Source organism: Buttiauxella gaviniae (genome assembly GCF_040786275.1).
Classification (GTDB): Bacteria; Pseudomonadota; Gammaproteobacteria; order Enterobacterales; family Enterobacteriaceae; genus Buttiauxella; species Buttiauxella gaviniae_A.
This window is the reverse complement of the sequence record NZ_JBFMVT010000002.1, coordinates 1211187-1237644: the sequence shown is the minus strand read 5'-3', so window position 1 is coordinate 1237644 and position 26458 is coordinate 1211187. Positions and strand designations below refer to the sequence as shown.

Genomic DNA, 26458 nt, shown 5'->3' with positions numbered 1-26458 from the left:
GGCGTCGAGGTTTTCCTCTGCGCCCGTGCACGCATGTTAGGGGCAGACAAAAAAGATGGCGAAGAGAGACTATTACGAGGTTTTAGGCGTTCCGAAAAACGCGGAAGAGCGTGAAATCAAGAAAGCCTACAAACGCCTCGCGATGAAGTTCCACCCGGATCGTAATCAGGGTGACAAAGAGTCTGAGGCGAAATTTAAAGAGATTAAAGAAGCCTACGAAATCCTTACCGACGAGCAAAAACGTGCCGCATACGATCAGTATGGTCATGCCGCGTTTGAACAAGGCGGTATGGGTGGCGGCGGACACGGTGGCTTTGGCGGCGGCGGTGCTGACTTTGGCGATATCTTTGGCGACGTATTCGGTGACATCTTCGGTGGTGGCCGTCGTCAACGCGCCTCTCGTGGTGCCGATTTGCGCTACAACATGGACTTAACGCTGGAAGAAGCGGTCCGTGGCGTGACCAAAGAGATCCGTATCCCGACGCTTGAAGAGTGTGGCGTTTGCCACGGCAGCGGCGCGAAAGCCGGTTCGAAGCCGCAAACTTGCCCTACTTGTCATGGGCAAGGCCAGGTGCAAATGCGCCAGGGCTTCTTTACCGTGCAGCAAAGCTGTCCGCATTGTCAGGGCCGCGGTTCAATTATTAAAGATCCGTGCAACACCTGTCATGGCCATGGCCGTGTAGAAAAAACCAAAACGCTGTCGGTGAAAATCCCTGCGGGCGTTGATACCGGCGACCGTATTCGTCTTGCAGGCGAAGGTGAAGCGGGTGAGCACGGCGCTCCATCAGGCGATTTGTACGTTCAGGTTCAGGTTAAGCAACACCCAATCTTTGAGCGTGAAGGCAATAACCTCTATTGCGAAGTGCCGATTAACTTTGCAATGGCCGCCCTCGGTGGGGAAATTGAAGTCCCAACGCTTGATGGTCGTGTGAATCTGAAAGTGCCTGGCGAAACCCAAACCGGCAAACTGTTCAGAATGCGTGGTAAAGGGGTTAAATCCGTACGCGGCGGGGCTCAGGGCGACCTGTTATGCCGTGTTGTCGTAGAAACGCCTGTCAGTCTGAATGAAAAGCAAAAGCAGCTGCTGCGCGATCTGGCTGAAAGCTTTGGTGGGCCAAGCGGTGAAAAAAACAGTCCGCGTTCAAAGAGCTTCTTTGATGGTGTGAAAAAGTTCTTTGATGACTTAACCCGCTAATCTCACTTTCCTTTGGGTCATGCCAAAGGGGCAGTGCAAAAGCCTGAATCGAGTATTTTGATTCAGGCTTTTTTTATGCGCCTAAAATTGATTAGCGTAATATTCACGTCATTTCGTTTTTGCCGATTATTTATTGCAAAATAAACTACTTTTATCGATGTGTTGGGCGGGCTATGCTTAATACAGATTAAAGCCCTAAATGATTTAAGGCGTTTGAATAACTGGGATGAAAGCATGACAACAAAACTAAAACACTTTTTCCATAGCGATGCCGCAGGCGGCATTTTTTTAATCGCCGCCGCGTTGCTGGCGATGCTTCTTGCTAACCTGGGCCCAACCAGTGAGCTGTACCAGGCGTTTTTGAATACGCCAGTCGAAGTGCGTATCGGTTCTCTGGATATCAGTAAAAACCTGTTGTTGTGGGTGAACGATGCGTTGATGGCTATCTTCTTCCTGATGATTGGCCTGGAAGTAAAACGCGAAATGGTGAGTGGCTCGCTCGCCAGTATCCGTCAGGCATCGTTCCCGGTGATTGCTGCGTTAGGTGGGATGGTTGTCCCGGCGGCAATTTACCTGCTATTCAATTTCCATGACCCGATTACTCGTGAAGGCTGGGCGATTCCGGCGGCCACCGATATTGCCTTTGCGCTAGGTATTCTGGCATTGCTGGGGAATCGCGTTCCGGTTGCGCTCAAAGTGTTCCTGATGGCGCTGGCGATTATTGATGACCTTGGTGCCATTGTTATTATTGCTCTGTTCTACACCAACGATCTTTCGTTATTGTCGTTGGCTGTTGCCGCCGGGGCTATTGCCGTGCTGGCATTACTGAATACCTGCAATGTGCGTCGGACCGGTTTGTATATTCTGGTCGGGGTCGTGCTGTGGACGGCGGTGCTGAAATCGGGCGTACATGCCACGCTTGCAGGGGTGATTATTGGTTTCCTGATCCCATTGAAAGAAAAAGAGGGGCGTTCACCTGCGCGTGAACTGGAGCATGTACTGCATCCGTGGGTGGCATTCCTGATTCTACCGCTGTTTGCCTTTGCCAACGCGGGCGTGTCATTAAGTGGCGTAACCTTTGCTGGATTAACCTCCCTGCTACCGATGGGGATTATGGCTGGGCTGTTTATCGGCAAGCCGTTGGGGATTAGCCTGTTTTGCTGGGCGGCCCTCAAACTTAAACTGGCGACGTTGCCAGAAGGGACGACTTGCAAAGAGATCATGGCCGTCGGTGTGCTGTGTGGGATCGGCTTCACAATGTCTATCTTCATCGCGTCCCTGGCATTTAATAGCGCCGATCCGGCTTTGATTACCTGGGCAAAACTGGGCATTCTCTTGGGATCGCTATTTTCTGCGGTCGTAGGCTACTGCATGTTGAGAAGCCGTTTCAGCTCACAGTTGCAGCACCAGTGATTTTTCATCTAACGGCTCCTCAGGAGCCGTTAGCATGTGGATGGTTTATCAGGGAGCGAATAACGCATGTCACACATAAATTACAATCATCTCTACTACTTCTGGCATGTTTGCAGAGAAGGTTCTGTGGTTGGCGCGGCCGAAGCGCTGTATTTGACGCCGCAAACCATCACCGGTCAGATCAAAGCTTTAGAAGAGCGCCTGCAAGGTAAACTCTTTCGCCGCCAGGGTCGTGGGCTCGTGCCGTCCGAGTTGGGCCAGCTTATTTTCCGCTATGCAGATCGCATGTTCACGTTAAGCCAGGAGATGCTGGATATCGTCAACTACCGCAAAGAATCCAGCTTACTGTTTGATGTTGGGATTGCGGATGCGCTGTCAAAACGCCTGGTCAGTGGCGTGCTCGATGCCGCGGTGGTTGAAGATGAGCAAATCCATCTGCGCTGCTTTGAGTCGACGCACGAAATGCTGCTGGAGCAGTTGAGCCAGCACAAACTGGATATGATCATCTCCGACTGCCCGATTGATTCCACGCAGCAGGAAGGGCTGTTCTCGGTGAAAATCGGCGAATGTGGGATTAGCTTCTGGAGCCAGAAGCCAGTGCCGGATCTGCCTTTCCCGGCCTGTCTCGAATCCCGACGTTTACTGATTCCAGGGCGCCGCTCAATGCTTGGGCGCAAGATCCTCAACTGGATTAACGTGCAGGGGCTTAACGTTGAAATTCTCGGTGAGTTTGATGATGCGGCACTCATGAAAGCATTTGGTGCAGCGCACAACGCGATTTTCGTGGCTCCGACACTGTACGGGCAGGATATCTACAACGATGAGAACATTGTTGAGATTGGGCGTATTGAGAATGTGATGGAAGAGTATCACGCGATATTTGCAGAACGAATGATTCAGCATCCGGCGGTGCAGCGTGTCTGTAACAGGGATTACTCTGCGCTATTTAAGTAAGCGGCGAATTTCAGGCATAAAAAAACCGGCATAAGCCGGTTTTTTTCAAGCTACCAACGAAAAGGCGATTAAGCCAGTTTGTTGATTTGCGCTACAAGGTTAGCCTTATGACGCGCAGCTTTGTTTTTGTGGATCAGACCTTTGCTAGCCTGACGATCCACGATTGGTTGCATTTCGTTAAATGCTTTCTGTGCAGCAGCTTTGTCGCCAGTTTCAATCGCTGCGTATACTTTCTTGATGAAAGTACGCATCATAGAGCGACGGCTTGCGTTGTGCTTACGAGCCTTTTCAGACTGTACAGCACGTTTCTTAGCTGATTTGATATTAGCCAAGGTCCAACTCCCAAATATGATCTATGTAGACAATTCAAAGGCCGAGGAATATGCCCTCTTAGCCTTCTTTTGTCAATGGATTTGTGCAAATAAGCGCCGTTAAATTTCCGGTGCCTCTTACGTTGTGATGGCGCGGATTCTACCAGCTTAACGGTCATGAATACAGCTTTAAGCAACAAAAATCGTCCAGCGATGCGCTTCCCCATTGAAACCAGACGCCAGTGTGATGAAATCCTTAACGCTTTATGTCAAAGGGGACAATCGCCGGTTAACCTTCACCGTGGTAATTGATATAATCCGCCGATTTCCACTGTTTTGAGCCAGCCATGAAGCTGATACGCGGCATACATAATTTACGCCAGAACCATCACGGGTGTGTCCTCACCATCGGTAATTTCGATGGCGTTCATCGAGGCCACAAGTCCCTGCTTAAAGGGCTGTGTGCGGAAGGGCGTGCACGCAATCTGCCGGTGATGGTCATGATCTTTGAACCACAACCGCTTGAGCTGTTTGCGGGTGAAAAAGCCCCGGCGCGTCTGACTCGCCTGCGCGAAAAACTGCGTTATTTGGCTGAGTGTGGTGTGGACTACGTGCTCTGTGTGCGGTTTGACCGCCGCTTCGCGGCACTTACGGCGCAAAACTTTGTCAGCGAACTGCTGGTTGACCGCCTTGGGGTTAAATTCCTCGCGGTGGGTGATGATTTCCGCTTTGGTGCTGGTCGCCAGGGGGATTTCTTGTTATTACAGAAGGCTGGCCAGGAATTTGGCTTTGATGTCACCAGTACGCAAACCTTCTGCGAAGGTGGCGTGCGCATCAGTAGCACGGCAGTGCGCCAGGCGCTGGCTGATGATGATTTAGCGCTGGCTGAAAGTTTGCTGGGCCATCCGTTTATCATCTCCGGGCGCGTTGTCCACGGTGACGAACTAGGAAGAACGATTGGTTTCCCAACGGCGAATTTACCGCTTCGTCGTCAGGTATCCCCGGTGAAAGGGGTGTTTGCGGTAGAAGTCGCAGGCCTTGGCGACAAACTGCTGCCGGGTGTCGCCAACATAGGCACACGCCCCACGGTAGCGGGTCTGCGCCAACAGCTAGAAGTCCATCTGCTTGATGTTGTAATGGACTTATATGGGCACCATATTGATGTGGTGCTACGTAAAAAAATACGCAATGAACAACGGTTTGCTTCGCTTGATGAACTGAAAGCGCAAATCGCCAAAGATGTGGTAACCGCCCGTGATTTTTTTGGGCCTAATACCTGAGCAAGCTAACTACGGAACCGAGAATCTAATGAGTGACTTTAAATCTACCCTGAATTTACCGGAAACAGGGTTCCCGATGCGTGGCGATCTCGCTAAACGTGAACCGGGCATGCTGGCTCGCTGGAATGATGATGACCTATACGGCATCATCCGCAATGCAAAAAAAGGCAAAAAATCCTTCATTCTGCATGATGGCCCTCCCTACGCGAACGGCAGCATTCACATTGGTCACTCAGTAAACAAGATTCTGAAAGACATTATCGTGAAGTCCAAAGGGCTTTCCGGTTTTGACTCCCCGTACGTTCCGGGTTGGGACTGCCACGGCCTGCCTATCGAACTGAAAGTCGAGCAACTCATCGGCAAACCTGGTGAGAAAGTGACTGCGGCTGAGTTTCGTGCCGAATGCCGTAAATACGCGGCAGAGCAAGTTAACGGCCAGCGTGAAGACTTTATCCGCCTGGGCGTGTTGGGCGACTGGTCACGTCCATATCTGACTATGGATTTCAACACCGAAGCGAACATCATCCGTGCGCTCGGTAAAATCATCGGTAATGGTCACTTACATAAAGGCGCTAAACCGGTGCACTGGTGCGTTGACTGCCGTTCAGCTCTGGCTGAAGCGGAAGTTGAGTACTACGACAAAACTTCTCCATCCATCTTCGTTAACTTCCAGGCTGTTGATGCCGATGCGGTAAAAGCGAAGTTTGGCGCGCCACAAGTAAACGGCCCAGTTTCTCTGGTTATCTGGACGACCACGCCGTGGACACTGCCAGCTAACCGTGCGGTTTCTCTGAATGCTGAATTCGAATACGTACTGGTGCAGGTTGACGGTCAGGCACTGATCTTCGCTAAAGATTTGCTCGAAAGCGTAATGAAGAGCGCGGGCATCAGCGAATGGCAGGTTCTCGGCACCACGACCGGTGCAGAACTTGAACTGCTGCGCTTTAAGCATCCATTCTTAGATTTCGACGTACCGGCAATTCTGGGCGAGCACGTCACGCTCGAAGCGGGTACTGGTGCGGTTCATACCGCAGGTGGTCACGGTCCTGACGACTATGTGATCAGCCAGAAATACAATCTTGAAATCGCGAACCCGGTTGGCCCGGACGGCTGCTACCTGCCTGGTACTTATGAAGGTCTGGACGGCGTTCAGGTGTTCAAAGCGAATGACCTGGTGGTTAATATCCTGCGTGATAAAGGCGTTCTGCTGCACGTTGAAAAACTGCTGCACAGCTACCCGCACTGCTGGCGTCACAAAACGCCGATCATCTTCCGCGCGACGCCACAGTGGTTCGTCAGCATGGATCAAAAAGGCCTGCGCGCGCAGTCTCTGAAAGAGATCAAAGGCGTGCAGTGGATCCCAGACTGGGGCCAGGCGCGTATCGAATCTATGGTAGCCAACCGCCCTGACTGGTGTATCTCTCGCCAGCGTACCTGGGGTGTGCCAATGTCTCTGTTCGTCCATAAAGAGACTGAAGAGCTGCATCCGCGCACGCTGGAACTGATGGAAGAAGTGGCTAAGCGCGTAGAGCAAGACGGCATTCAGGCGTGGTGGGATCTCGACCCGCGCGACATCATGGGTGACGATGCTGACAACTACACCAAAGTGCCAGACACCCTGGACGTGTGGTTCGACTCCGGTTCTACGCATTCATCTGTGGTTGATGTGCGTCCTGAATTCAACGGTCACGCGGCAGATATGTATCTGGAAGGTTCGGATCAGCATCGCGGCTGGTTCATGTCTTCCCTGATGATTTCGACGGCGATGAAAGGTAAAGCGCCTTACCGCCAGGTACTGACCCACGGGTTCACCGTTGATGGTCAGGGCCGCAAAATGTCCAAATCCATCGGTAACACCGTTTCTCCGCAGGATGTCATGAACAAACTGGGCGCGGATATTCTGCGTCTGTGGGTGGCTTCTACCGACTACACCGGTGAAATGGCGGTTTCTGACGAAATCCTCAAGCGTGCCGCTGATTCTTATCGCCGTATTCGTAACACCGCGCGTTTCTTGCTGGCAAACCTGAACGGGTTTAATCCAGAAACCGATATGGTGAAACCGGAAGAGATGGTGAAACTGGATCGTTGGGCTGTAGGTTGTGCGCAAGAAGCGCAGGCCGATATCCTGGCCTCCTACGAAAACTACGACTTCCACGAAGTGGTGCAGCGCCTGATGCGTTTCTGCTCCATCGAAATGGGCTCGTTCTATCTCGACATCATCAAAGACCGCCAGTACACCGCGAAAGCAGACAGCGTGGCGCGTCGTAGCTGCCAGACTGCGCTGTTCCACATTGCTGAAGCGCTGGTTCGCTGGATGGCACCGATCATGTCCTTCACCGCCGATGAAATCTGGGCTTACCTGCCGGGCGAGCGCGAGCAGTACGTCTTCACCGGTGAGTGGTACGAAGGTCTGTTCGGCCTGGCTGACAGCGAAACCATGAACAACGATTACTGGGACACGCTGCTGACCGTACGTGGCGAAGTGAACAAAGTGATCGAACAAGCGCGTGCTGATAAGCGTGTGGGCGGTTCTCTGGAAGCTGCGGTCACTCTGTATGCTGACAGCGAACTGGCTGCGAAGCTCAACAGCCTGGGCGAAGAATTGCGATTTGTCCTGTTGACCTCCGGCGCTGAAGTTGTCGATTATGCGCAGGCAGGTGATGACGCTCAGCAAAGCGAAATCATCAAAGGGCTGAAAGTCTCCTTGCGTAAAGCCGACGGTGAGAAGTGCCCGCGTTGCTGGCATTACACCACCGACGTCGGTCAGGTAGCGGAACACGCAGAAATTTGCGGCCGCTGTGTCAGCAACGTAGCCGGTGACGGCGAAAAGCGTAAATTTGCCTGATGAGTAAATCGATTTGTTCGACCGGCCTGCGCTGGCTGTGGCTGGTGGTCGTAGTACTGATCGTCGATCTGGGCAGTAAATACCTAATCCTCCAGCATTTCATGCTGGGGGACACCGTATCCCTGTTCCCGTCGCTGAATCTGCACTATGCCCGTAACTATGGCGCTGCGTTTAGTTTCCTTGCGGATAAAGGCGGCTGGCAGCGCTGGTTCTTCGCGGGTATCGCTATCGGTATTTGCGTGATTTTAGCGGTGCTGATGTATCGCGCCAAAGCCAGTCAGAAGCTCAATAACATCGCCTATGCTTTAATCATCGGCGGTGCGCTCGGCAACCTGTTTGACCGGTTATGGCACGGTTTTGTGGTCGACATGATCGATTTCTATGTCGGTGACTGGCACTTTGCCACCTTTAATTTGGCTGATACGGCAATCTGTATCGGTGCGGCGCTGATTGTGCTGGAGGGGTTCTTTGTCTCCTCCGACAAGCCCGCAAAGCAAAAAGGATAATCCATGGCTGCGTCTATCCAGGCCAATAGCAGAGTTTTGGTGCACTTCACGCTGAAACTTGAAGATGGCTCCACCGCCGAGTCGACCCGCAACAACGGCAAACCGGCACTCTTCACGCTGGGCGATGAAACACTGTCGCCGGGCATGGAAGATCAGCTAGTTGGCTTAAAAGCAGGGGACAAAAAAGCGTTCTCTCTGGCACCGGAATCGGCGTTTGGTATTCCAAGCCCGGATATGATCCAGTATTTCTCGCGTCGTGAATTTATTGATGCGGGCGAGCCGGTTCCAGGGGCGATTATGCTGTTCACTGCAATGGATGGCAGCGAGATGCCAGGCGTTGTGCGTGACGTTAACGGTGATTCCATCACCGTTGACTTTAACCACCCGCTCGCCGGGCAAACCATTCATTTTGATATCGAAGTGCTGGAAATTGACCCGGTACTGGAGGCGTTGAATGCAGATCCTGTTGGCTAACCCACGCGGCTTTTGTGCCGGGGTAGACCGCGCTATCAGCATTGTTGAAAACGCGCTGGCTATTTACGGCGCGCCGATTTATGTCCGTCATGAAGTGGTACACAACCGTTATGTGGTAGACAGCCTGCGCGAACGTGGGGCGATTTTCATCGAGCAGATCAGCGAAGTGCCAGACGGCGCGATTCTGATTTTCTCGGCGCACGGTGTCTCTCAGGCGGTGCGTAACGAAGCGAAAGGCCGTGACTTAACGGTGTTTGACGCAACGTGCCCGCTGGTAACCAAAGTGCATATGGAAGTGGCGCGCGCCAGCCGCCGTGGTGAAGAATCCATTCTGATTGGTCACGCAGGCCACCCGGAAGTGGAAGGCACCATGGGCCAATACAGCAACCCCAAAGGCGGTATGTATCTGGTTGAATCGCCGGAAGATGTCAGCAAACTGGATGTGAAAAACGAAGCCAAACTTTCGTTTATGACGCAGACCACGCTCTCTGTGGATGACACTTCTGACGTGATTGACGCGCTGCGTAAACGCTTCCCGAAAATCATCGGCCCACGTAAAGACGATATTTGCTACGCCACCACTAACCGTCAGGAAGCGGTACGTGCCCTGGCAGATGAAGCGGATGTGGTGTTGGTGGTTGGCTCGAAAAACTCGTCCAACTCTAACCGCCTGGCCGAGCTTGCACAGCGTATGGGCAAAGCCGCGTATCTGATTGACGATGCGACAGATATCCAGGAATCCTGGGTGAAAGGTGCCGCATGTGTTGGCGTTACCGCCGGGGCTTCTGCGCCAGATATTCTGGTGCAAAACGTTCTGGCGCGCCTGCGTGAGTTAGGCGGGAGCGAAACCCGTGAGCTGGTGGGGCGCGAAGAAAATATCATTTTTGAAGTGCCGCGCGAGCTGCGTATGGATGTAAAAGAAGTCGAGTAATCTCGCACTTCAGACAGAATTAAATGGGGAGCTCGGCTCCCCATTTTTACGCCTGCGATTTATCAAACGTCGTCTTCATCCTGCATAATCGCGCTGCGCCCGCCGTCCATCACAATCGTGGTACCCGCAATAAATCCAGCTTTGTCACTGGATAAAAACAGGCACAAATCCCCGACTTCTTCCGAACGGCCAATGCGCCCGACCGGATGCTTCTTGATGGTTTTTTCCCGTGCGGCTTTGCCATCTGCATGAGAGTCAAACCACGTCTGATTTCCATCGGTATCGATAAAACCAGGTGCGATGCCGACGGTGCGAATTTCCGGCCCCCACTCGATAGTCAGGCTTTGTACCAGTGAAAGCAGGGCGCGTTTACTGATGTTATACGGCGCGCAGCCAGGCATCGTTGAGAAGGCGTGATTTGAGGTGATCACCAGGATCGTCCCTTTACTTTTGGCTAATGCCGGGCGGGCGCATTTCGCCAGATACCAGTGGGATCGTAAATTCAGATCGAAATTATGCGCCCAATCGCTCTCCTCACAATCGATCCCTTTGAAGACATTTTTCCCGGCATTGGAAACCACCACATCAATGCGGCCAAACAGCTTTTCGGCCTCTATCACGAACTGTTTAATGGACTCGGTTTTGGTGACATCTACGGAAAAATAGAAATAACGCTCGGAATATTGAGCCAGCATTTTCCGGGCATTGGGGGCTTTTTCGAGCGTCGAGAAAGCGCAGCCAATAACAATATCGCCGTTATCAAGAAATGTCTGGGCAATGGCCTGACCGATACCCTGGCTGGTGCCAGTAACAATCACAACGCGTGCCGATTTTTGACTGGTCATAATGATCCTCAACTCGCTGCGGGTTCGCCGCAGCCTGAGTTTAGAGTTTAAATTCGGTAAGGAAGCTCTCGATTAACTGCTCGTCTTCAGAGGTAAGTTTCCAACCCGGGCGGCGGCAATAGTCGGTCGCAATAATCCCGCGACGTTGAAGAATTGTTTTCTCGACTTGAATAATGTATTCGCAGTGAGTCATCCAGCGCTGGATGTACGGTAGCAGAGACTGGTGTAAGACTTCAGCCTGCTGCTGTTCGCCGTTCTGCCAGTGCTGGTAAATTCGCACATAGACTTCGGTAAAGGAGCAGCCAGGCATTACGCCCTTACCGCCCGCCGCCAGCATTTGCAGCATATACAAACCGGCATATCCGTTGAGTACGCTGGCCTGCGGAGCTTTAGCGAGAAACTCGCGGGTGTATTCAACCGGTGGATTACATTCGATTTTGAAAACCGCATGCGGGTATCGCGCGGCGATCTCTGCCATTTGCTCCGGTGTTATCGGCAGGCCAGTTTCGCCCGGCGCGTATTGCACCATAACGGGAATATCCACCGCTTCCAGTACCGCAAAAATATGCTCCTGAATCGCCTGTGGATTGGGGTTCAGGAAAAAGGGCGGCAGCAGCATGAGTGCGTCTACGCCAAGGCCCGCGTAGAAACGGGCGCGTTTCACCGCCACTTCAGTGCTGTGATCGGTCACCGACATCGCCCTGTATAATGGGCTCCCGGCAAGCGTTGAGACGAACAGTTGCGCCAGGCGATCGCGCTCTGCATCGGTTAGCTTTGGAAACTCACTGGCGATACCAAATAGCGTGGTGCCTTGCGCGCCGCTGGTGGCGAGCTGCTCCAGCAGGCGCACAAAACTGGCTTCGTCGATGTCGCCGCTGGCGGTAAACGGCATGGCGACAATCGGATTTACGCCAATAATTTCCTGAGCAGAATAATGCTTAATCATCACTCATCCTCCTCCCGGTCGGCCAGCACTGCGCCCTGCGCGGCAGGTAGCGCCCAGCGGCGGTACAACCGCAAGAAACCGCGAGGCACTTCTTTATTCACCGGCTGCCAATTTTCACGGCGCGTTGCCAGAACAGTTTCCGGGACATGCAGCGTCAGGGTGCGGGAGGGAATATCAATGGAGATCTCATCCCCATCCTCCACCAGCCCAAGCTCGCCACCGTCTACCGCTTCCGGCGAAATATGGCCGACGAAAAGCCCACGGTTGGAACCGGAGAAACGCCCGTCGGTAATCAGGGCGCAGGTATCGGACAACCCCATGCCTTCCAGCGACTTCATTGGCTTATACATCTCTGGCATGCCAGGCCCGCCCTTCGGCCCTTCATAGCGCAGCACCAGCACGCTACCGGGTTGGATTTGGCCGGACATAATCGCATCCACGGACTCCTGCTCGCTGTTGAATACCACCGCAGGGCCACGGAATACCATCAGATTTTCCGGCACCGCAGCGGGTTTCACCACGCAACCTAACGGCGATAAGTTGCCGTGCAGAACGGCCACGCCCGCTTCATTTCGTACGGGAATAGCGAGCGTATGAATCACTTCCGGGCGGCAACTGCGTTTGCCTTCAGCATGCAGTTCGCCTTTGGTTTTTCCTGCGACGGTCAGCGCGTCCAGATGCATCAGTTTGCTGATTTCATACTCCACCGCCTGCACGCCGCCCGCTTCCCAGAAGTCGATCATGTCGTGTTCGGACGCCGGATAGAGTGACGCCACCAGCGGCACTTTATGGCTAAGTTTATCGAAAGCAGAAAGCGGCAGATGGCCGAGTTCTGCTTCATAGTGAATCGCCTGGAGGTGCAAAATTGCGTTAGTCGATCCGCCCGTTGCCAGCAGATAAACCATCGCGTTATGAATAGATTCCGCCGTAATAATCTGGCGGGCATTGACGCCGTTGAGCACCAGTTCCACGGCCTGACGGCCGGTTTCTACGGCGCAGTCGCGGCGTTCTTGCGACACGGCAGGCAGGGTACTGCTGCCCGGCAGGCTCATCCCCAACACTTCGCCGATACAGCACATGGTGTTTGCCGTGCCGTACATCGTGCAGGAGCCTGGCCCTGGCTCGGCGATATTCTCGATATGCGCGAACTCTTCTTCGCTGATTTCGCCACGTTTCTTCCAGCCGATAGCTTCGGTAACAATGTTGCCGTCCCAGTGTTTCCCTTTATATTCCGCTGGATACATCGGGCCGCCGTTAACCATAATCGCCGGAATATCCAGACGCGCCGCCGCCATTAACATCGCGGGAACGATTTTGTCGCACGAACCCAGCAGCACCATGCCGTCAAAACGGTGGGCGCGCATCATCACTTCGATTGAGGCGGTAATCACCTCGCGAGCGGCGAGGATATAGCGCATCCCCAGATGCCCTTCGGCGATCCCGTCACACGGTGCGATAGTGCCAAACACCATGCCAACGCCACCGGCTTCATCAATACCTTCGAGCACTTTAGCGGTCAGCTCGTTCAGGTTGGCATGGCCTGCCGTTGCATTGGTATAACTGTTCACGACGGCAATCACCGGTTTACGCAATTGCTCATCGGTATGCCCCATCGATTTATACAGCGCACGTTTCAGCGCGCCGTCATCACCTTCGAGGATCGGGTTGAAATGCGTGCCACAGCTGGCACATCCGCCACATCCACTCATAGTTTCTTCTCTTCTAAACGTTAGCGATCGATAGTCGCGTTGAAAGGCTGCGCAGCGTCAGGCTGGGCAACGTTCTGTTCGGGTACGGCAACAACTTTTTTCGGATTCGCCAGGCGGGCTGGCAGCGTAAGAATTAATGGCGCACATAACAGCAGGAAGGCCGCCAGAATATATAGGCCCACGTCGGTGCGGCCGGTGGTGTCTTTCAGCCAGCCGAGTACCGTTGGGCCAAAGAAACCGGCCAGGTTGCCAATGGAGTTAACGAAGGCGATACCTGCAGCGGCGGCGGTGCCGGAAAGTAGTGCGCCAGGCAGGCTGATATAGGTAGGGATGAGTGCCAACGTGCCGGACATCGCCACGCAAATCCACGCCATCATCCAGAAGGTGGACCCGCTGCAATATGCGCTCAGCGCAAGGCCCACGCAGCCAATCAGCGCTGGAATGGCGATGTGCCAGCGGCGCTCTTGTTTGAGGTCAGAGTGGCGGCTGTTCCACACCATAAAGCACGCGCCAAAGACATACGGCAGCGCGGCGAGCAGGCCGATATAGAAATCGTCGCTCACGCCGGAGCTTTTGATTATCGACGGCAGCCAGAAGTTAATGCCGTAGTAGCCAATGTTGAAGCTGAAAAAGACCAGCGCCAGCAGCCAAACATAACCGTTTTTCAACATGCCTTTCAGGCTACTATCCACTTTGCCTTGATTGGCCAGCGCACGGTTGGCGGCGTCTTTTGCCAGGTCATTAATCACTACCTGTTTTTCGGCATCCGTCAGCCATCTGGCGGATTTCACATCGTTATCAAGATAGCGCAGCACCACGAAGGCCAGCACAAACGAGGGAATTGCTTCGACCAAAAACAGCCATTGCCAGTTGTGCAGGCTGCCTACGCCTTCGAACATTTTGAGAATCAGGCCAGAAAGCGGGCTACCGATAATCGTGGATAGCGGCGTGACGAGAATAAACAGCCCCAACGTGCGGGCAGAGCGCCACGACGGGAACCACAATGTGAGATAGAACACGATGCCAGGGAAGAAGCCCGCTTCCGCCACGCCGAGTAAAAAGCGAACCACGTAAAACTGAGTCGGCGTGGTGACAAACATCATGCCGGCGGAAAGCACCGCCCAGGTCGCCATAATGCGGGCAATCCAGAAGCGCGGGCCGAATTTCTGCATCAGCAAATTGCTTGGCATTTCAAACAAGAAATAGCCGATGAAGAAAATTCCTGCCCCAAGGCCATAGACCGTATCGCTAAAACTCAGCGCATCTTGCATATGCAGTTTGGCGAACCCGACGTTCACACGGTCAAGGTAGGCGAAGAAATAACACAAAATCAAAAACGGAATAAGTCGGCGGGTAATTTTGCTGTAGACCCGTGACTCAGCGGTGGGATCCGCTGATTTTCTCTCGATTCTTTCACTCATGATCATCTCCAGTTGTAGGGGAGGCTGAGTTCGATGCTCAGACCTTTTATTGTTTTATTCAGTAGCGATTGCGGGTTCAGTTTTACTGTGTTGGGGTTGACTAACCGGCAGGTCTGGCTGGCCTGTTTCGATCATTTCGTGATGATTTACGCTGCACACTTATGCCAGGCGCGCTGGTAAGCCTGCGCATGTTCACGCAGCACAGCCATACTCATTCCGGCTTGATACAACCCGCCGCCAAGCCCAAAGCCATTCGCTCCTGCCTGAATGTAACTGCGCATCTGCGCGGCATCTGGCTGAATGCCACCGACCGGCAACAGTGCCACTTCGCGTGGCACGACGGCGCGGAACGCTTTGGTGATCGCGGGTGTGATATGTTCGGCGGGGAATAACTTCAGGGAACTGGCTCCTGCGGCAATGGCGCTGAAGGCTTCGCTTGGCGTCATCACCCCAGGCATACTGATAAGCCCAAGTTTGCTGGAGTGGCGGATAACGTCCGGGCAGCAGTTCGGGGAGATAATCAGTTGCCCGCCGCACTCCACCACGGCATCAACCTGTGCAACCGTCAGCACGGTACCGGCACCCACGTAGCCACGCTCGCCAACCACTTCGCGCATCAGGCTGATGGACTCCAGCGGCGACGGGCTATTCAACGGCACTTCAAGATAGCGAAAACCACTTTCCAGCAGAATTTCCGCCGCTTCAACCGCATCGCCAGGCGTGATACCGCGCAGGATAGCAACCAGCGGGAGAGGCTCTTTTTGCCATTGGGCAATGAAAATTTCCGGGCTCATTATTCGTTTCCTTGAAGTCGGGTAAAGAGGTGCCACAGACCATGAATGAAGCACTCATCGCCATTGGCGGGGGAAAGATTGAGATCCATCTGGCCTGCGGCCAGTTGATAGCGCTCTGTTAATGACGGGCTACCGACCACCCAGGCGTGTTGCCCGGCCGGTAATGCCAACAGTTCATAGCCGATGGTTAAACCAGACAAATAGCTGTGAACGCTTGATTCGGGAAGCTCGCCCGCCAGACGGCGAGTGCGGGCGGAGAAGATCAAATGGGTGAAGGGTGCACCCTGCGCGGCGGCTTTAACACCTGATAAGAAAGCGTGGCGATCTTCTTGCTGTTCCGGCAATGCGCGGCCCAGAATGGAATGTTGGGAAAGCAGAGAGAAAATCTCACCGGTCATAAACGTGGAGAAAGAGACAATCTCACCGTTAAGCATCTGCGCATGTTTGCTATGAGTGCCGGGTAGCAGCGCAATATGTTGCGTAGCAGGGCGCAGCGCCGCTAACCCTAACAGTTGTACTTCTTCCCCGCGCATCACGTCTGGCTGGGAAAACGAGCTGGTGCCGCTTGCCCCCGGAATAATCCATGCCGGGCTGCCCCACGGCGTGGTGAAAGCCAGCATGCGGGATGCTAAATCCTGTGTATTGCACGGCAGCGGCGCGTAAGGCACTTCATGCCAGCCTTGCTGCGAACCCACCATGCCCGCCATAACAATCGGCAAGCTGCCATACTCTTCAAGCCACGCGTGCAACAGGTTTTGCAGCGTCGGCGCAAATTGCCCTTTTTCAACGGACAACAGCCCCAAAGGCTGACTGATGCGGGAAACGTGCTGCGACCCCTGCATTAAGAATGCGCGGAAGTTAGTCGTGCCCCAATCGATAGCAATCCAGTGATTTTTCATTCAGGTAATACAAACCATGCAATCTTGTAATACAAGAATGCTAGAACAAAAAAACAACACAGTGTGTGAGGGAGATCGAAATTACGTCAGTTGAGGATCAAATAATGTGGTCGAACATTTCCGGGCGATCCTGCCAGATACGTTTTTTGGCGGCATTGAGCAGAATGCTGCGCATCTGCAGGCGGGCTTTTTCCACTTGTTTCATGCGGATGGCATCAAATAACAGGAAGTGTTCGTCGACGGCGGCTTTGGTCTGGCGTACGTCTTTTTCCAGCGTTTGCTTAAACGAGAGCGCCATCGCGGCAGAAAGCGCATTGCCCAGGGCGAGCAGGAAAGGGTTGTGCGTGGCGCGTAATAGCGCCTGGTGAAAAGCGATATCCCCTTCTTCGAACAAAGAGCGTTCTGCTTCGAGTTGGCCTTTGCGCATTAGCTGGAGCGCGTCTTCCATCGCGGCCAAATCGTGGCCGGTGGCATTCAGCGCCGCAAGCGTTGCAACGTTCGGCTCAAAGATAAGGCGCGTCACGATTAATTGCTCGACCAGGTGCAGATCCAGATCGCCTTCGGCGAGCCAACCCAATACGTCAATATCCAACAGGCTCCACTGTTCTCGGCTATTCACCATGCTACGCTTTTTGGCCTGAATGGAGATAAGCCCTTTTGCCGCAAGCACTTGCAATGCGTTGCGCACTGAGGTGCGGGAAACTTCATACTCAACGGCCAGCTCGTTCTCGCCAGGTAAAGATAGCCCTGGCGCAAGATCGCCATGCATGATTCGCCGCGCAAGATGCTGTGTAACGGATTCTGAAATGTTTGCCTGCGGGAGTTTCATCGCATTTTCTCGATCAAGTTAGAACTTAGAAATGAGCTTCACATAGTAAGCTAATCACGCCGTATGTACCTAATATGCTTAAAAGAGAAGAGAAAAAATTATGATTAAAACGCCCATTATTCTCGACACCGACCCCGGTATTGATGACGCGGTGGCGATCGCTGCGGCGCTCTTTGCTCCCCAGCTTGATTTAAAACTTCTGACCACCGTTGCGGGGAATGTTAGCGTTGAGAAAACCACGCGCAATGCCCTGCAACTGATGCACTTCTGGCAGAAAGATATTCCGGTGGCGCAAGGTGCCGCCACGCCTCTGGTGCGTAAACTGCGCGATGCGGCTGATGTTCACGGCGAATCCGGAATGGAAGGGTACGCTTTTGTTGAACACCAGCGTCAGCCGCTCGGCAAACCGGCTTTTCAGGCTATTTATGAGTGTTTAAACGCAAGCCCTGAACCGATGACGCTGGTGGCGATCGGCCCACTGACCAATATCGCGCTGCTGCTAACGCAGTACCCGGCGTGCAAAGCGAAAATCAAACGCCTGGTGATCATGGGCGGCTCGGCAGGGCGCGGTAACTTCACACCAAATGCTGAATTCAATATAGCTATCGATCCGGAAGCGGGCGCGCGCGTATTCGAAAGCGGACTGGAAATTGTGATGTGCGGCCTGGACGTCACCAATCGGGCGCAGCTCAGCCCGGCGTACCTGGCGACGCTTCCCGAGCTGAATAAAACCGGGAAAATGCTCCACGCGCTGTTCAGCCACTATCGCAGCGGCAGCATGTCGTCCGGCCTGAGAATGCACGATCTCTGCGCCATCGCCTGGCTGATAAAACCGGAACTTTTCCAGACCAAACCGTGCTTTGTTGCGGTGGAAACGCACGGGGAATTTACCGCGGGCACCACGGTAGTGGATATCGAAGGGCGATTTGGACGGCAGCCCAACGCCCATGTGGCGCTCGATCTTGACGTTCCAGGCTTCCAGCGTTGGGTCGCTGAAGTGCTCCCTCTGGCACCTTGATGAATTTACGCGATGCAGATCGACTTTCTTCGGCCTGGTTATAGGGTTAATCGATTAACCTGCTATGCTGGTTAAGCAGTTCTCCTTGGGCCGGAGAAACAAAATGAATATTCCTTTCAATGTGCCACCGAGCGTGGCATTTCAAAACGGCCATTTCACGGCCGAGAATGTTGTCAAAAAGGTTACCCGCAGCGGCGATCTGGTGGGTATTTTTCACGATCACGCGGCATGGCAAGCAATTCCTGCGCAAACGCCTTTCTACGAAGTCGAGATGCTGGATTCTCCGCAAGGAGAGGGCGAGCTGTATGTCGGCGCCACGCACCTGCACCCCGGGCGAGTCGGGGACGAGTTTTATATGACGCGCGGCCATTTTCACCACAGGCGTGAACAGGGTGAAGTTTATATGGGCCTGCGTGGCCAGGGTTTATTGCTGCTACAAAACGAGCGCGGCGAAGCGCGGCTTGAAAATGTCTCGCCGGGTTCCGTGCATATTATTCCTGGTTTTACCGCGCACCGTTTAATTAACACCGGAACAGACATTCTCTCAGCGCTTGCCGTTTGGCCGACGATGGCCGGGCATGATTACGCCGCGCTGGCGCAAGGCTTTGCGCTGCGAGTAGTTTTGCAAGAGGGAAAAATCCAGGCCAAAGAGGTGCAAAATGGCTGAGAAGCAGTTGAATTATGGGCTGGATATGACCGTCCATCACCACCCGATGGGTTTTAGCTACGGCGAAGAGGTGATTGGCCCGCTGCCGGAAATCCGCAAACTCGATCAGATCCGCGCCTCGCTGCGATCCCCGCAGTGCGAAGGGCCGGAAGACGTGTATGCGATCGTTATGGATGTGGCGCGCTTGCAGGATCGAGAAGAGCTTAAAAAGCGCATGCTGTTGTTCGGCGTGGTCACTTACGCGTCCGGGCGTTTGGGCGACGAGCCGATTCGCAGCCAGGGGCATATCCACCGCATCAGCAGCCACAGCGGCTGGTCACCGCCGGAGCTGTATGAAATCTGGCAGGGCAAAGCGATTATTTATATGCAGGAGTCTGTCGCAGACGATCCTGGACGTTGTTTTGCGGTGTGCGCCGGGCCTGGGGAGAAAGTGTTAGTGCCGCCGGGCTGGGCACACGCCACGATCTCCGCCTCACCTGATGAACCGCTGACATTTGGTGCCTGGTGTGATCGGGAATACGGCTTTGAATATGACGCCGTTCGCGCCATGAAAGGCCTGGCCTGGTACCCGCTATTGCAGGATGAGCACATCGCCTGGCAGCATAATCGCCACTATATGCCGGGACGTTTGCAGGTGACTTCCCCGCGTCGCTATACCGAGTTTGGGATAACCGATGAGCCAATATATCAGCAGTTTATTGATGACCCCGCGCGGTTTCAGTTTATTTCAAAGCCAGGAATAGCCGTGCAGAAGTGGGTGAATTTCCACCCATAAAACGATGACCAACGTAGGGCGGGTTAGGCGAAGCCGCCACCCGCCACCCACTACACAAATATCAAGCAAACAACCCCACCGCCACGCCAGCCGCCGCCAGAACCAGCAGCATCAACATCGCCTTCACCGGAGACAGGCCGCGTTTAGCCATCAAATACCAGGTGCCAATTACCACCAGTAACGGCAGCAGATTTGGGAAAATCCCGTCCAGCATCTGCTGAACATGAATATTCACCCCGTCTTTAGTGACAAACTCAAGCCCGGTGCCGAGTTTCACATAGCTTGCCGCCACGCCGCCCATTACGAATACGCCGAGTAACGATAACGCTTCGCGCAGGCGCGTTGATTTACTGCTCACCAGCATCTCAACGGAAGTTGACCCCATGCGGTAGCCTTTCAGGAACAGGAACCACGAGCCGGGAATGATAATCGCCAGCCACGCCACGCAGTAAAAGAGCGGACCAAGGATATTCCCGCCCGCCGCCAGCGCCATGCCGATACTGAGCAAAATCGGGATCAGCATTCCCGGAATCATCGAATCGCCAATGCCTGCCACCGGCCCCATCAGGCCGACTTTCAGGGTGTTGATGGTTTCCCCGTCTATCGGCTCGCCGTTGGCGCGCTTCTCTTCCAGGCCTAACACCATGCCGTTCACGATCGCGCCAAGCTGTGGCTCGGTGTTGTAGAACGAGGCGTGACGTTTAAGCATCTCTTTGCGCTGCTGCTCGTCGGGATAAAGCTTTTTCGCCACCGGCAACATACTCAGACAAAAGCCGAAAGATTCGAGACGCTCAAAGCTCATGGAGGAGAGGTTGTACATCATCCAGCTACGCCAGCAGCGACGCAGATCCTGGCGGGTGAGTTTACGTTCTTCCATCAGAATTCATCCTCATCATCTGTCGTCGTTGAGGCTACACGTTCAGCCTGCGGCTCAGGTTTGTAGTTGTAGTGAATTAACGCCAGCAGCGCCCCGACAATCACCAGCGCCACCATGTTCAGCTTCAGGAAAACGATACAGATAAACCCCACGAGGAAGTAAATCAGCATGCTGTAATTTTTGATGATCTGTTTAAGCAGAATCGCGATACCGACCGCAGGCAAAATGCCGCCGAGCACGTTCATGGTGGACAAGACAATCTGCGGCAGGCTGTCCATAAAAGCGTTGATGTACTGTGCGCCGAAGTAGACCGCGATAAACGTCGGAATAAAACGCATCAGGAAGTTGGTTGCCTGCGGCCAGATCGCGCTGTTGAGATACACGCCGCGCTCGTCGCCTTTTTCCAGAGCCACATCTGCGCGGTGGTTCCACCAGGAATTTAGCACCATCATGGCGTTGAACAACACGGTGCCGGCAATGCCGATTGTGGCCGCCAACGCCACGGCCACTTCTGGCCCTTTATTGGAAAGAATGCCTAATGCGATTGCCGGAAAGGCCACAAAGTTAAGATCCGCAGGCATTGAACCACCGGGGGTGACCATCGCGATGTATACGGCCTGAACCGCCACGCCGATGATAATCCCGGTTTGCACATCGCCGAGAATAAATCCTACCAGCATCCCTGAAACCAGTGGGCGGGTAATTAGATACCAGCCGCCGGTCAGCCCCAGTAGCCACGGGCTACTCAACGCGCCGAGGTAACAGAGAATGCCGATTAAAGCCGCTTCGAAAGCCATAGTGCACTCCTTTATTTGAGTTTTTGGCGAGCGTCCTGCCAGCTATAGCTGCTGGCATCGGGCACCAGACGAAATTCAATCTGGTGCCCGTGCTGCACGAGGTAGTCGAACGCGGCTATCTCCTCCGGGTTTACAGACTGATTAGGGCCAATTGTGGTGGTGGAGGCTCGCGCGCTCATCGGGCCAACGTTGATTTTTTTGTTGCTGTTTTGCAGGCTGATGCCCGCCTCGATAATGCGTTTTAACGTCACCGGAGATTTGCCAATCACGAAGTAGCGCTTCTCGCTGGCGATGATTTTCGGCAGTTTTTCAATCGCAGTGGCGGTATCAAATAGCCAGACTTTGATGTCCTGCACCGCCCCTTTCATCACCGAGGAGAGCAGCGGATCGGCGGCAACCGCATCATCGATGGCGATGATCCCATCGCACGGCAGCTCTTTTGCCCAGCGGGTGACCAGCTGGCCGTGGATCACGCGGTCGTCGATACGTACAAATGAAATGCTCATCGTTGCCCCTTAGAAATCATCTGACTGTGCGGTTTCAGCAAGCGTGGCCTGCACCAGCGTCTCCTGGGTGTTAGCCAGTAACTGCGCGGTGGCCTGCTCCACATCCTGAAGATCTTTTATCTCATCGCTCAAAAGCAGCATGGGGAAATTAACCCCGGCGAGCACCGTAACGGGCGGTTGGGTATCTGGGTTAAAGGCATGGTGGCAAGCCACGTTCCACGGCGTGCCACTTTGCAAATCGCACAGCACCACCACGCCATCGGCCCCTTTGCTGGCCTGCTTTAGCACCGCTGCAAACTCATCGCCAAAACTGTTGATGCCTTTATTTTCAGTGAGCATGACGGGGAAAACGTGCGGCAGTTCGCCGTAAACCATGCGCGAACTTGCCAGCAGAGCGTCTGCCAGTGAACCGTGTGTTGCCAGAATGACGTTGATCATCGTTATCCCCTTACCCAGGCTTTCATGGTGGCGAGCTGCTGATCTTTTCCGCTGCCATAAGGTGAAATTCGGTATTCCCCAACGGCGGCGGGAATGATGAAGGTTTCGGCGTAATGCACCACAAACGGTTCGAATGCGCCGCTCGGGCTTTCGACCAGCGCTTCCGCGCCTTCCACCAGATTCAGCACGTTTACGCCGCCGTGCGTGTGGTGGGTGACGGGTTGCGTAAACCAGTGGCGACGGGTTTCGATAAACTCGCGCTCGTGCAGGCCCGTGCGCTCTTCACGCCAGCCGTCACCTTCGGCAATCGGTTCAAAATGGTTCACCAGATGTTCGGTGACCCACTGGGTATCGCGTTGCCAGTCAATGACTTGCTCGCCATGTTCCAGGTGCACCGGGCGCGGCAAGCCGTCCAGCCCTAACCGGCCCCAGTCCCAGAGTTTGAAGGTGAAAATATAAGGTGTAGCGCTGATTTCTAGCACCATCGCGCCGCTTCCGGAACAGTGCACGGTGCCTGCGGGGATCAGGAAGTGATCGTGTTTGCGCGCCGGGAAGCGGTTAACGAATTTCTCATCATCAAACGCTTTTTCACCGCGCTGGGCGCTCGCCAGATCCTCGAGCATCTCTTGCGGATCGATTCCCGTTTTGGTGCCCAGATAAACTTCCGCACTCGGTTCGGCTTCCAGCAGGTAATAACTTTCATCCTGGGTGTAGTGCATCCCGAAATGCTGCTGGATGTATTCGGTAATCGGATGCACCTGGAAACTTAAATTCTGCCCGCCGATGGTGTCCAGGAAATCGAAACGGATTGGAAATTCTGCCCCAAAGCGGGCATGAACGCGTTCGCCAAGCAGCGGGCGAGGGTAGAGCAACACCAGATCCTGAGAGGGGATCTCGATCCGCACATCACCAAAACGCAGTAACAGGCTGTTCTCCTCGGGCACACAGTCAAAACACCATGCGTAATTTGGCTTTGAGGGATCGAGATCAAACTTGTCTTTCATCCATTGCCCGCCCCAGACGCCCGGGTCGAAGAATGGCACCACGCGGAAGGGCTGCTGCGTGGTTTGTTGCAGGCCGTGGCGCAGCGCTTCGCCGCTCACCATCGCCGGTTGGGCGGGGTTATTGGTATCAAGCAGGAAATCTGCACGCTTGAGAAGCGGGGTTTTATGGCGGTCAAACACGCGCCATTCGATGAAAAAGGCGCGTTTGTAGCGGCGCAGAATATCTTCGCTTTCGTTGTTTGCGCCCCAGTTGCCGAGCTCGCCCCGGCGAAAACGCTGCTGAATCTCCCAGCGGGCGAGATCCGCATAAACCAGCACATCACCGGCATGAATCAGTGCCGCGCCCGGGCCGTAAATCACTACCAGGCCGCTGGCGTTTTTTACTTCACTTTGCGCCTGCGCCAGCTTATCGGCACAGAAAAACTCAGTGAGTTCATGGCAGGAGAGCACCCCAAACACGCGGTCGTCTGTCAGGTTATGGGCCAGCAAATCATGGAGATGCTGTTCGCTCAGGCGGGCTGTTTCAGCGTTGATAATTAAATCGGGATTCAACGGGGTAATGAGTTGCGAATGGAGTTCGTCGAGCTGCACGCCAGGGTAGCAGTCAATCACCAGCACGGTTTTACCGGCCCGTGAGAGTCGCTCCCTGACGGCTTGTTTTATCGCGTGCCAGCCTTGCCAGGCCTGATGATCAAACCCCGAAACGCGGACTTCGGGATACTTATCGTAGGATGCCGAATGCATAATATTCTCCCTGTTGCTGATGAATTAAGATTAATCGATTAACCCATTTTGAACAGAGTGGTAAACGCGATTAACCCGCCATTTTTAACAAGGTGTTGGCTAAAGCTGAGTTATCTGTGATGGCTTTCACACGGATAAATGCAATTTTTGGGTTATTCGATTAATCTCAGGAAAACAACTTAACTCCAGGGAGTGCCAATGAGCACCGTTACCCTTGCCCAGGTCGCAAAAGAGGCGCAGGTTTCCACCGCTACCGTGTCGATGGTGTTGCGTAACCGGGGGCGAATTTCTGACGCCACTCGCCAGCGCGTGCTGAAAGCGCTGGATGATCTGGGCTACGTTTACAACCAGACGGCGGCGAATTTACGCAATCGCACCAGCAACCAGGTAGGGCTGTTGCTGCACGACATTACCAACCCGTTTTACGGCGAAATGACGGCAGGCCTGAGCCAGGAAATGGAGCGCCACGATTTGCTGCTGTTTCTGGCAAATAGCGAAGAATCCGGCGAGCGCCAGCAAAAATTTGTCGATTCCCTGATGCGCAATAACGCCTGCGGCATGGTGCTATGCGCGGCGCGGGAAACGCCGCCGCTGTTTTTTGAAACCCTGAAGCGGCGCAATATTCCGGCGATTATGGTGGTGCGCCCGATGGACGATGTGGATTTTGATTTTGTCGGCACCGATAACTTTCTTGGCACGCAACTGGCGACACAACATCTGTTGCGGCTGGGCCATCGTCATATTGCGTTTATCGGCGGGAGTGAAAACTCGATTAGCCGCGCACAACGTATCGGCGGTTACAGCAGTAAATTGCTGGAGCATCGCATTCAGCCAAATAGTGAGTGGGTGGTTTCGTCGCGGGCGAGCCAAAGCGACGGCGCGCGCGTCGCGGAGGCGTTGTTCCGCCGTTATCCGGAAATCACAGCGGCGGTCTGTTATCAGGATATTGTGGCGCTGGGCGTGATGCAGACGCTGCGCAAAATGGGCCGCCAGCCGGGCGTGGATTTTGCGCTGGTGGGGTTTGACGACATCACCGAAGCGTCACTGGTTCAGCCCGCGCTAACCACCGTTTCGGTTGCCGCCAAAGAGATTGGTCGCAAAGCCGGAGAGCTGTTGTTTAGCCGTATTCAGGGCAATGACGAGCCGCCGAAGCGCATTATTCTCCCGCCCACGCTGGTGGTGCGGGAGTCATGCGGGTTTGGATCACCGGCGCGTTAAGCGGCGTACCAGCGCCATTTCGCTGTGGCGGAAAGGAATGCCGTATTCGTCGAGCACATCGTGGAACCAGAGATGGGCGTAATCCACGCCGCTTTTACGTACCGACGGCCATGGGAGGGTGGTTTGCGTTTTTCCGCGTACCAGCCCCCACTGATAGCAGCCGACGTTAAGCGCCGCAAAGAGCGGGAGCTGCTCCTCCATCACGCTGCCGACATGGCGCGCCAGCCATTCGGTGCACAGAATCGGGCGGTCGAATTTTTGCCAGAAATGCAAAACCTTGAGCATTTTCGGTGTGGCGAGATAAGCATGAAAACTCACAACATCCGACAGTTGCGCGGCGATCAAATCGATCGGATGGGCGAAAAATTCGCTTTCGGGTTGATCCGGCTCCTGTGAAATATGCCACGCGCCCACGGTCAGCGGCTGGATCGGATCTTCGTCCCGCACCCAGGCGAAAACCTGTGGCAGTAATTCCTGCGCAAACACTTCCAGTTTTTCGTCGAACTGCGTTTCTTCAAGGCCGGTGGCAAAGGTTCCCCGGTTGCCCGGCTCGTTGTACAAATCCCAGATGGCGATGCGCGAGTCGGTTCTGAAATGGCGCACAATGTCGCGCACATAGCGTTCCAGTTCCGGCCACATCTCGCGGTTACACACCGTTTTGCGCCCGGGGCTTGCCGCTGCCTGGCTGTTATGTTTGCCGGGTTCGGGGGCTTTCTGTGGCCCTAAAAAGGGTTCGTCGCCGGAGAAGCTACAGTCATCCATTAACGTCAGCATCACGCGAATATTATGACGCTGGGCGATAGCCAGAAACTGCTCAATGCGTTCCAGAAGCCCATCGCGGTCATGCTGCCAGACGATAAACGGCAGATTGATGCGCAACTGGTTATAGCCAATTTCCTGCGCCCAACCCAGTTCCTGCTCGATAGTTTCTGCGTCAAAGGTTTCGCGCTGCCAGAGTTCCGTCCAGTTCACGGCGCTGCGCGGCAGGTAGTTAAACCCGCATATCCAGCCCTGATTTTTGTGCCACTCTGCGGCCTGCTGTTTACTCCATTGTGTGCGCAT

Annotated in this window: 26 protein-coding genes; 12 read left to right on the top strand and 14 right to left on the bottom strand. The window is 54.2% G+C overall.

From position 1 onward, the window contains the following. The first annotated feature begins 55 nt into the window (after positions 1 to 55). The 3 genes from dnaJ (at position 56) to nhaR (ending at position 3562) form a co-directional block, all read left to right on the top strand. A complete protein-coding gene (gene dnaJ, locus AB1E22_RS06265) occupies positions 56 to 1195 on the top strand; it encodes a molecular chaperone DnaJ (RefSeq protein ID WP_367594568.1) in 1140 nt (379 codons plus the stop codon). A gap of 234 nt (positions 1196 to 1429) precedes the next feature. Next, positions 1430 to 2608 (top strand): Na+/H+ antiporter NhaA, encoded by a 1179-nt coding sequence (gene nhaA / locus AB1E22_RS06260; RefSeq protein ID WP_367594567.1) that lies wholly within the window; start codon positions 1430 to 1432, stop codon positions 2606 to 2608. 66 nt (positions 2609 to 2674) lie between these two features. After that, on the top strand, positions 2675 to 3562 hold the full coding sequence (gene nhaR, locus AB1E22_RS06255) for a transcriptional activator NhaR (protein ID WP_367594566.1): 888 nt from the start codon (positions 2675 to 2677) through the stop codon (positions 3560 to 3562). Positions 3563 to 3630: 68 nt separating this feature from the next. Here the strand turns inward: nhaR and rpsT are convergent, their stop codons facing one another. Then, positions 3631 to 3894, bottom strand: a complete 264-nt coding sequence (rpsT, locus tag AB1E22_RS06250) for a 30S ribosomal protein S20 (protein ID WP_034459390.1) — start codon at positions 3892 to 3894, stop codon at positions 3631 to 3633. 326 nt (positions 3895 to 4220) lie between these two features. Between rpsT and ribF the strand changes: the two genes are divergently transcribed. Genes ribF through ispH form a run of 5 tightly spaced genes read left to right on the top strand, consistent with a single transcriptional unit; the run spans position 4221 to position 9909 of the window. Continuing rightward, entirely contained in the window at positions 4221 to 5153 is a 933-nt protein-coding gene (gene ribF, locus AB1E22_RS06245) for a bifunctional riboflavin kinase/FAD synthetase (protein ID WP_367594565.1), read from the top strand. Between the two features lie 28 nt (positions 5154 to 5181). Then, positions 5182 to 7998, top strand: coding sequence for an isoleucine--tRNA ligase (gene ileS, locus AB1E22_RS06240; RefSeq protein WP_367594564.1), 2817 nt, complete (start codon positions 5182 to 5184; stop codon positions 7996 to 7998). Beyond that, positions 7998 to 8504: a signal peptidase II gene (gene lspA, locus AB1E22_RS06235; protein WP_367594563.1), complete on the top strand. Its 507-nt coding sequence runs from the start codon at positions 7998 to 8000 to the stop codon at positions 8502 to 8504. The genes ileS and lspA overlap by 1 nt, the downstream gene beginning before the upstream one ends. A gap of 3 nt (positions 8505 to 8507) precedes the next feature. Then, entirely contained in the window at positions 8508 to 8978 is a 471-nt protein-coding gene (fkpB, locus tag AB1E22_RS06230) for an FKBP-type peptidyl-prolyl cis-trans isomerase (protein WP_367594562.1), read from the top strand. Next, positions 8959 to 9909 carry a 4-hydroxy-3-methylbut-2-enyl diphosphate reductase gene (gene ispH / locus AB1E22_RS06225; RefSeq protein WP_367594561.1) on the top strand — a complete coding sequence of 317 codons (951 nt, stop codon included), beginning with the start codon at positions 8959 to 8961 and terminating at the stop codon, positions 9907 to 9909. The genes fkpB and ispH overlap by 20 nt, the downstream gene beginning before the upstream one ends. 62 nt (positions 9910 to 9971) lie before the next feature. On the opposite strand, the gene AB1E22_RS06220 is transcribed toward ispH, so the two are convergent. The 7 genes from AB1E22_RS06220 to AB1E22_RS06190 all read right to left on the bottom strand — a co-directional run bounded on the left by AB1E22_RS06220 (position 9972) and on the right by AB1E22_RS06190 (position 17352). Further along, a complete protein-coding gene (locus AB1E22_RS06220; protein ID WP_367594560.1) occupies positions 9972 to 10754 on the bottom strand; it encodes an SDR family NAD(P)-dependent oxidoreductase in 783 nt (260 codons plus the stop codon). 40 nt (positions 10755 to 10794) lie between these two features. Beyond that, positions 10795 to 11700: a dihydrodipicolinate synthase family protein gene (locus AB1E22_RS06215; protein ID WP_367594559.1), complete on the bottom strand. Its 906-nt coding sequence runs from the start codon at positions 11698 to 11700 to the stop codon at positions 10795 to 10797. Continuing rightward, positions 11700 to 13409 (bottom strand): dihydroxy-acid dehydratase, encoded by a 1710-nt coding sequence (gene ilvD / locus AB1E22_RS06210; RefSeq protein WP_367594558.1) that lies wholly within the window; start codon positions 13407 to 13409, stop codon positions 11700 to 11702. The genes AB1E22_RS06215 and ilvD overlap by 1 nt, the downstream gene beginning before the upstream one ends. Before the next feature lie 20 nt (positions 13410 to 13429). Then, positions 13430 to 14830, bottom strand: coding sequence for an MFS transporter (locus AB1E22_RS06205; protein ID WP_367594557.1), 1401 nt, complete (start codon positions 14828 to 14830; stop codon positions 13430 to 13432). A 146-nt stretch (positions 14831 to 14976) separates the two neighbouring features. Further along, complete coding sequence (locus tag AB1E22_RS06200; protein WP_367594556.1) at positions 14977 to 15624, bottom strand: 2-dehydro-3-deoxy-6-phosphogalactonate aldolase; 648 nt, start codon at positions 15622 to 15624, stop codon at positions 14977 to 14979. Next, entirely contained in the window at positions 15624 to 16523 is a 900-nt protein-coding gene (locus AB1E22_RS06195; protein ID WP_367594555.1) for a 2-dehydro-3-deoxygalactonokinase, read from the bottom strand. Before AB1E22_RS06195 ends, AB1E22_RS06200 begins: the two co-directional genes overlap by 1 nt. Before the next feature lie 97 nt (positions 16524 to 16620). After that, positions 16621 to 17352: a FadR/GntR family transcriptional regulator gene (locus AB1E22_RS06190; protein WP_367594554.1), complete on the bottom strand. Its 732-nt coding sequence runs from the start codon at positions 17350 to 17352 to the stop codon at positions 16621 to 16623. Positions 17353 to 17455: 103 nt separating this feature from the next. Between AB1E22_RS06190 and rihC the strand changes: the two genes are divergently transcribed. The 3 genes from rihC to AB1E22_RS06175 all read left to right on the top strand — a co-directional run bounded on the left by rihC (position 17456) and on the right by AB1E22_RS06175 (position 19812). Further along, positions 17456 to 18370 carry a ribonucleoside hydrolase RihC gene (gene rihC / locus AB1E22_RS06185; protein WP_367597342.1) on the top strand — a complete coding sequence of 305 codons (915 nt, stop codon included), beginning with the start codon at positions 17456 to 17458 and terminating at the stop codon, positions 18368 to 18370. 103 nt (positions 18371 to 18473) lie between these two features. After that, positions 18474 to 19037: a glucose-6-phosphate isomerase family protein gene (locus AB1E22_RS06180; RefSeq protein ID WP_367594553.1), complete on the top strand. Its 564-nt coding sequence runs from the start codon at positions 18474 to 18476 to the stop codon at positions 19035 to 19037. Continuing rightward, a complete protein-coding gene (locus tag AB1E22_RS06175) occupies positions 19030 to 19812 on the top strand; it encodes a glucose-6-phosphate isomerase family protein (RefSeq protein ID WP_367594552.1) in 783 nt (260 codons plus the stop codon). The genes AB1E22_RS06180 and AB1E22_RS06175 overlap by 8 nt, the downstream gene beginning before the upstream one ends. A 61-nt stretch (positions 19813 to 19873) precedes the next feature. Here AB1E22_RS06175 and AB1E22_RS06170 read toward each other — a convergent pair whose 3' ends face one another. From AB1E22_RS06170 to AB1E22_RS06150, 5 genes are read right to left on the bottom strand one after another with little or no spacing between them, the layout of a single operon-like run. Next, positions 19874 to 20689, bottom strand: coding sequence for a PTS system mannose/fructose/sorbose family transporter subunit IID (locus tag AB1E22_RS06170; RefSeq protein WP_367594551.1), 816 nt, complete (start codon positions 20687 to 20689; stop codon positions 19874 to 19876). Continuing rightward, positions 20689 to 21486 (bottom strand): PTS mannose/fructose/sorbose/N-acetylgalactosamine transporter subunit IIC, encoded by a 798-nt coding sequence (locus AB1E22_RS06165; protein ID WP_367594550.1) that lies wholly within the window; start codon positions 21484 to 21486, stop codon positions 20689 to 20691. The genes AB1E22_RS06170 and AB1E22_RS06165 overlap by 1 nt, the downstream gene beginning before the upstream one ends. Positions 21487 to 21497: 11 nt before the next feature. After that, positions 21498 to 21992 (bottom strand): PTS system mannose/fructose/N-acetylgalactosamine-transporter subunit IIB, encoded by a 495-nt coding sequence (locus AB1E22_RS06160; protein WP_367594549.1) that lies wholly within the window; start codon positions 21990 to 21992, stop codon positions 21498 to 21500. A gap of 9 nt (positions 21993 to 22001) precedes the next feature. Beyond that, a complete protein-coding gene (locus tag AB1E22_RS06155; protein ID WP_367594548.1) occupies positions 22002 to 22430 on the bottom strand; it encodes a PTS sugar transporter subunit IIA in 429 nt (142 codons plus the stop codon). A gap of 2 nt (positions 22431 to 22432) precedes the next feature. Further along, positions 22433 to 24178: a class I mannose-6-phosphate isomerase gene (locus AB1E22_RS06150; RefSeq protein ID WP_367594547.1), complete on the bottom strand. Its 1746-nt coding sequence runs from the start codon at positions 24176 to 24178 to the stop codon at positions 22433 to 22435. Positions 24179 to 24376: 198 nt separating this feature from the next. Between AB1E22_RS06150 and AB1E22_RS06145 the strand changes: the two genes are divergently transcribed. Further along, positions 24377 to 25396: a LacI family DNA-binding transcriptional regulator gene (locus AB1E22_RS06145; RefSeq protein ID WP_367594546.1), complete on the top strand. Its 1020-nt coding sequence runs from the start codon at positions 24377 to 24379 to the stop codon at positions 25394 to 25396. Here the strand turns inward: AB1E22_RS06145 and AB1E22_RS06140 are convergent. Further along, on the bottom strand, positions 25382 to 26458 hold the full coding sequence (locus tag AB1E22_RS06140) for a cellulase family glycosylhydrolase (protein ID WP_367594545.1): 1077 nt from the start codon (positions 26456 to 26458) through the stop codon (positions 25382 to 25384). The two genes, AB1E22_RS06145 and AB1E22_RS06140, sit on opposite strands and share 15 nt — an antisense overlap.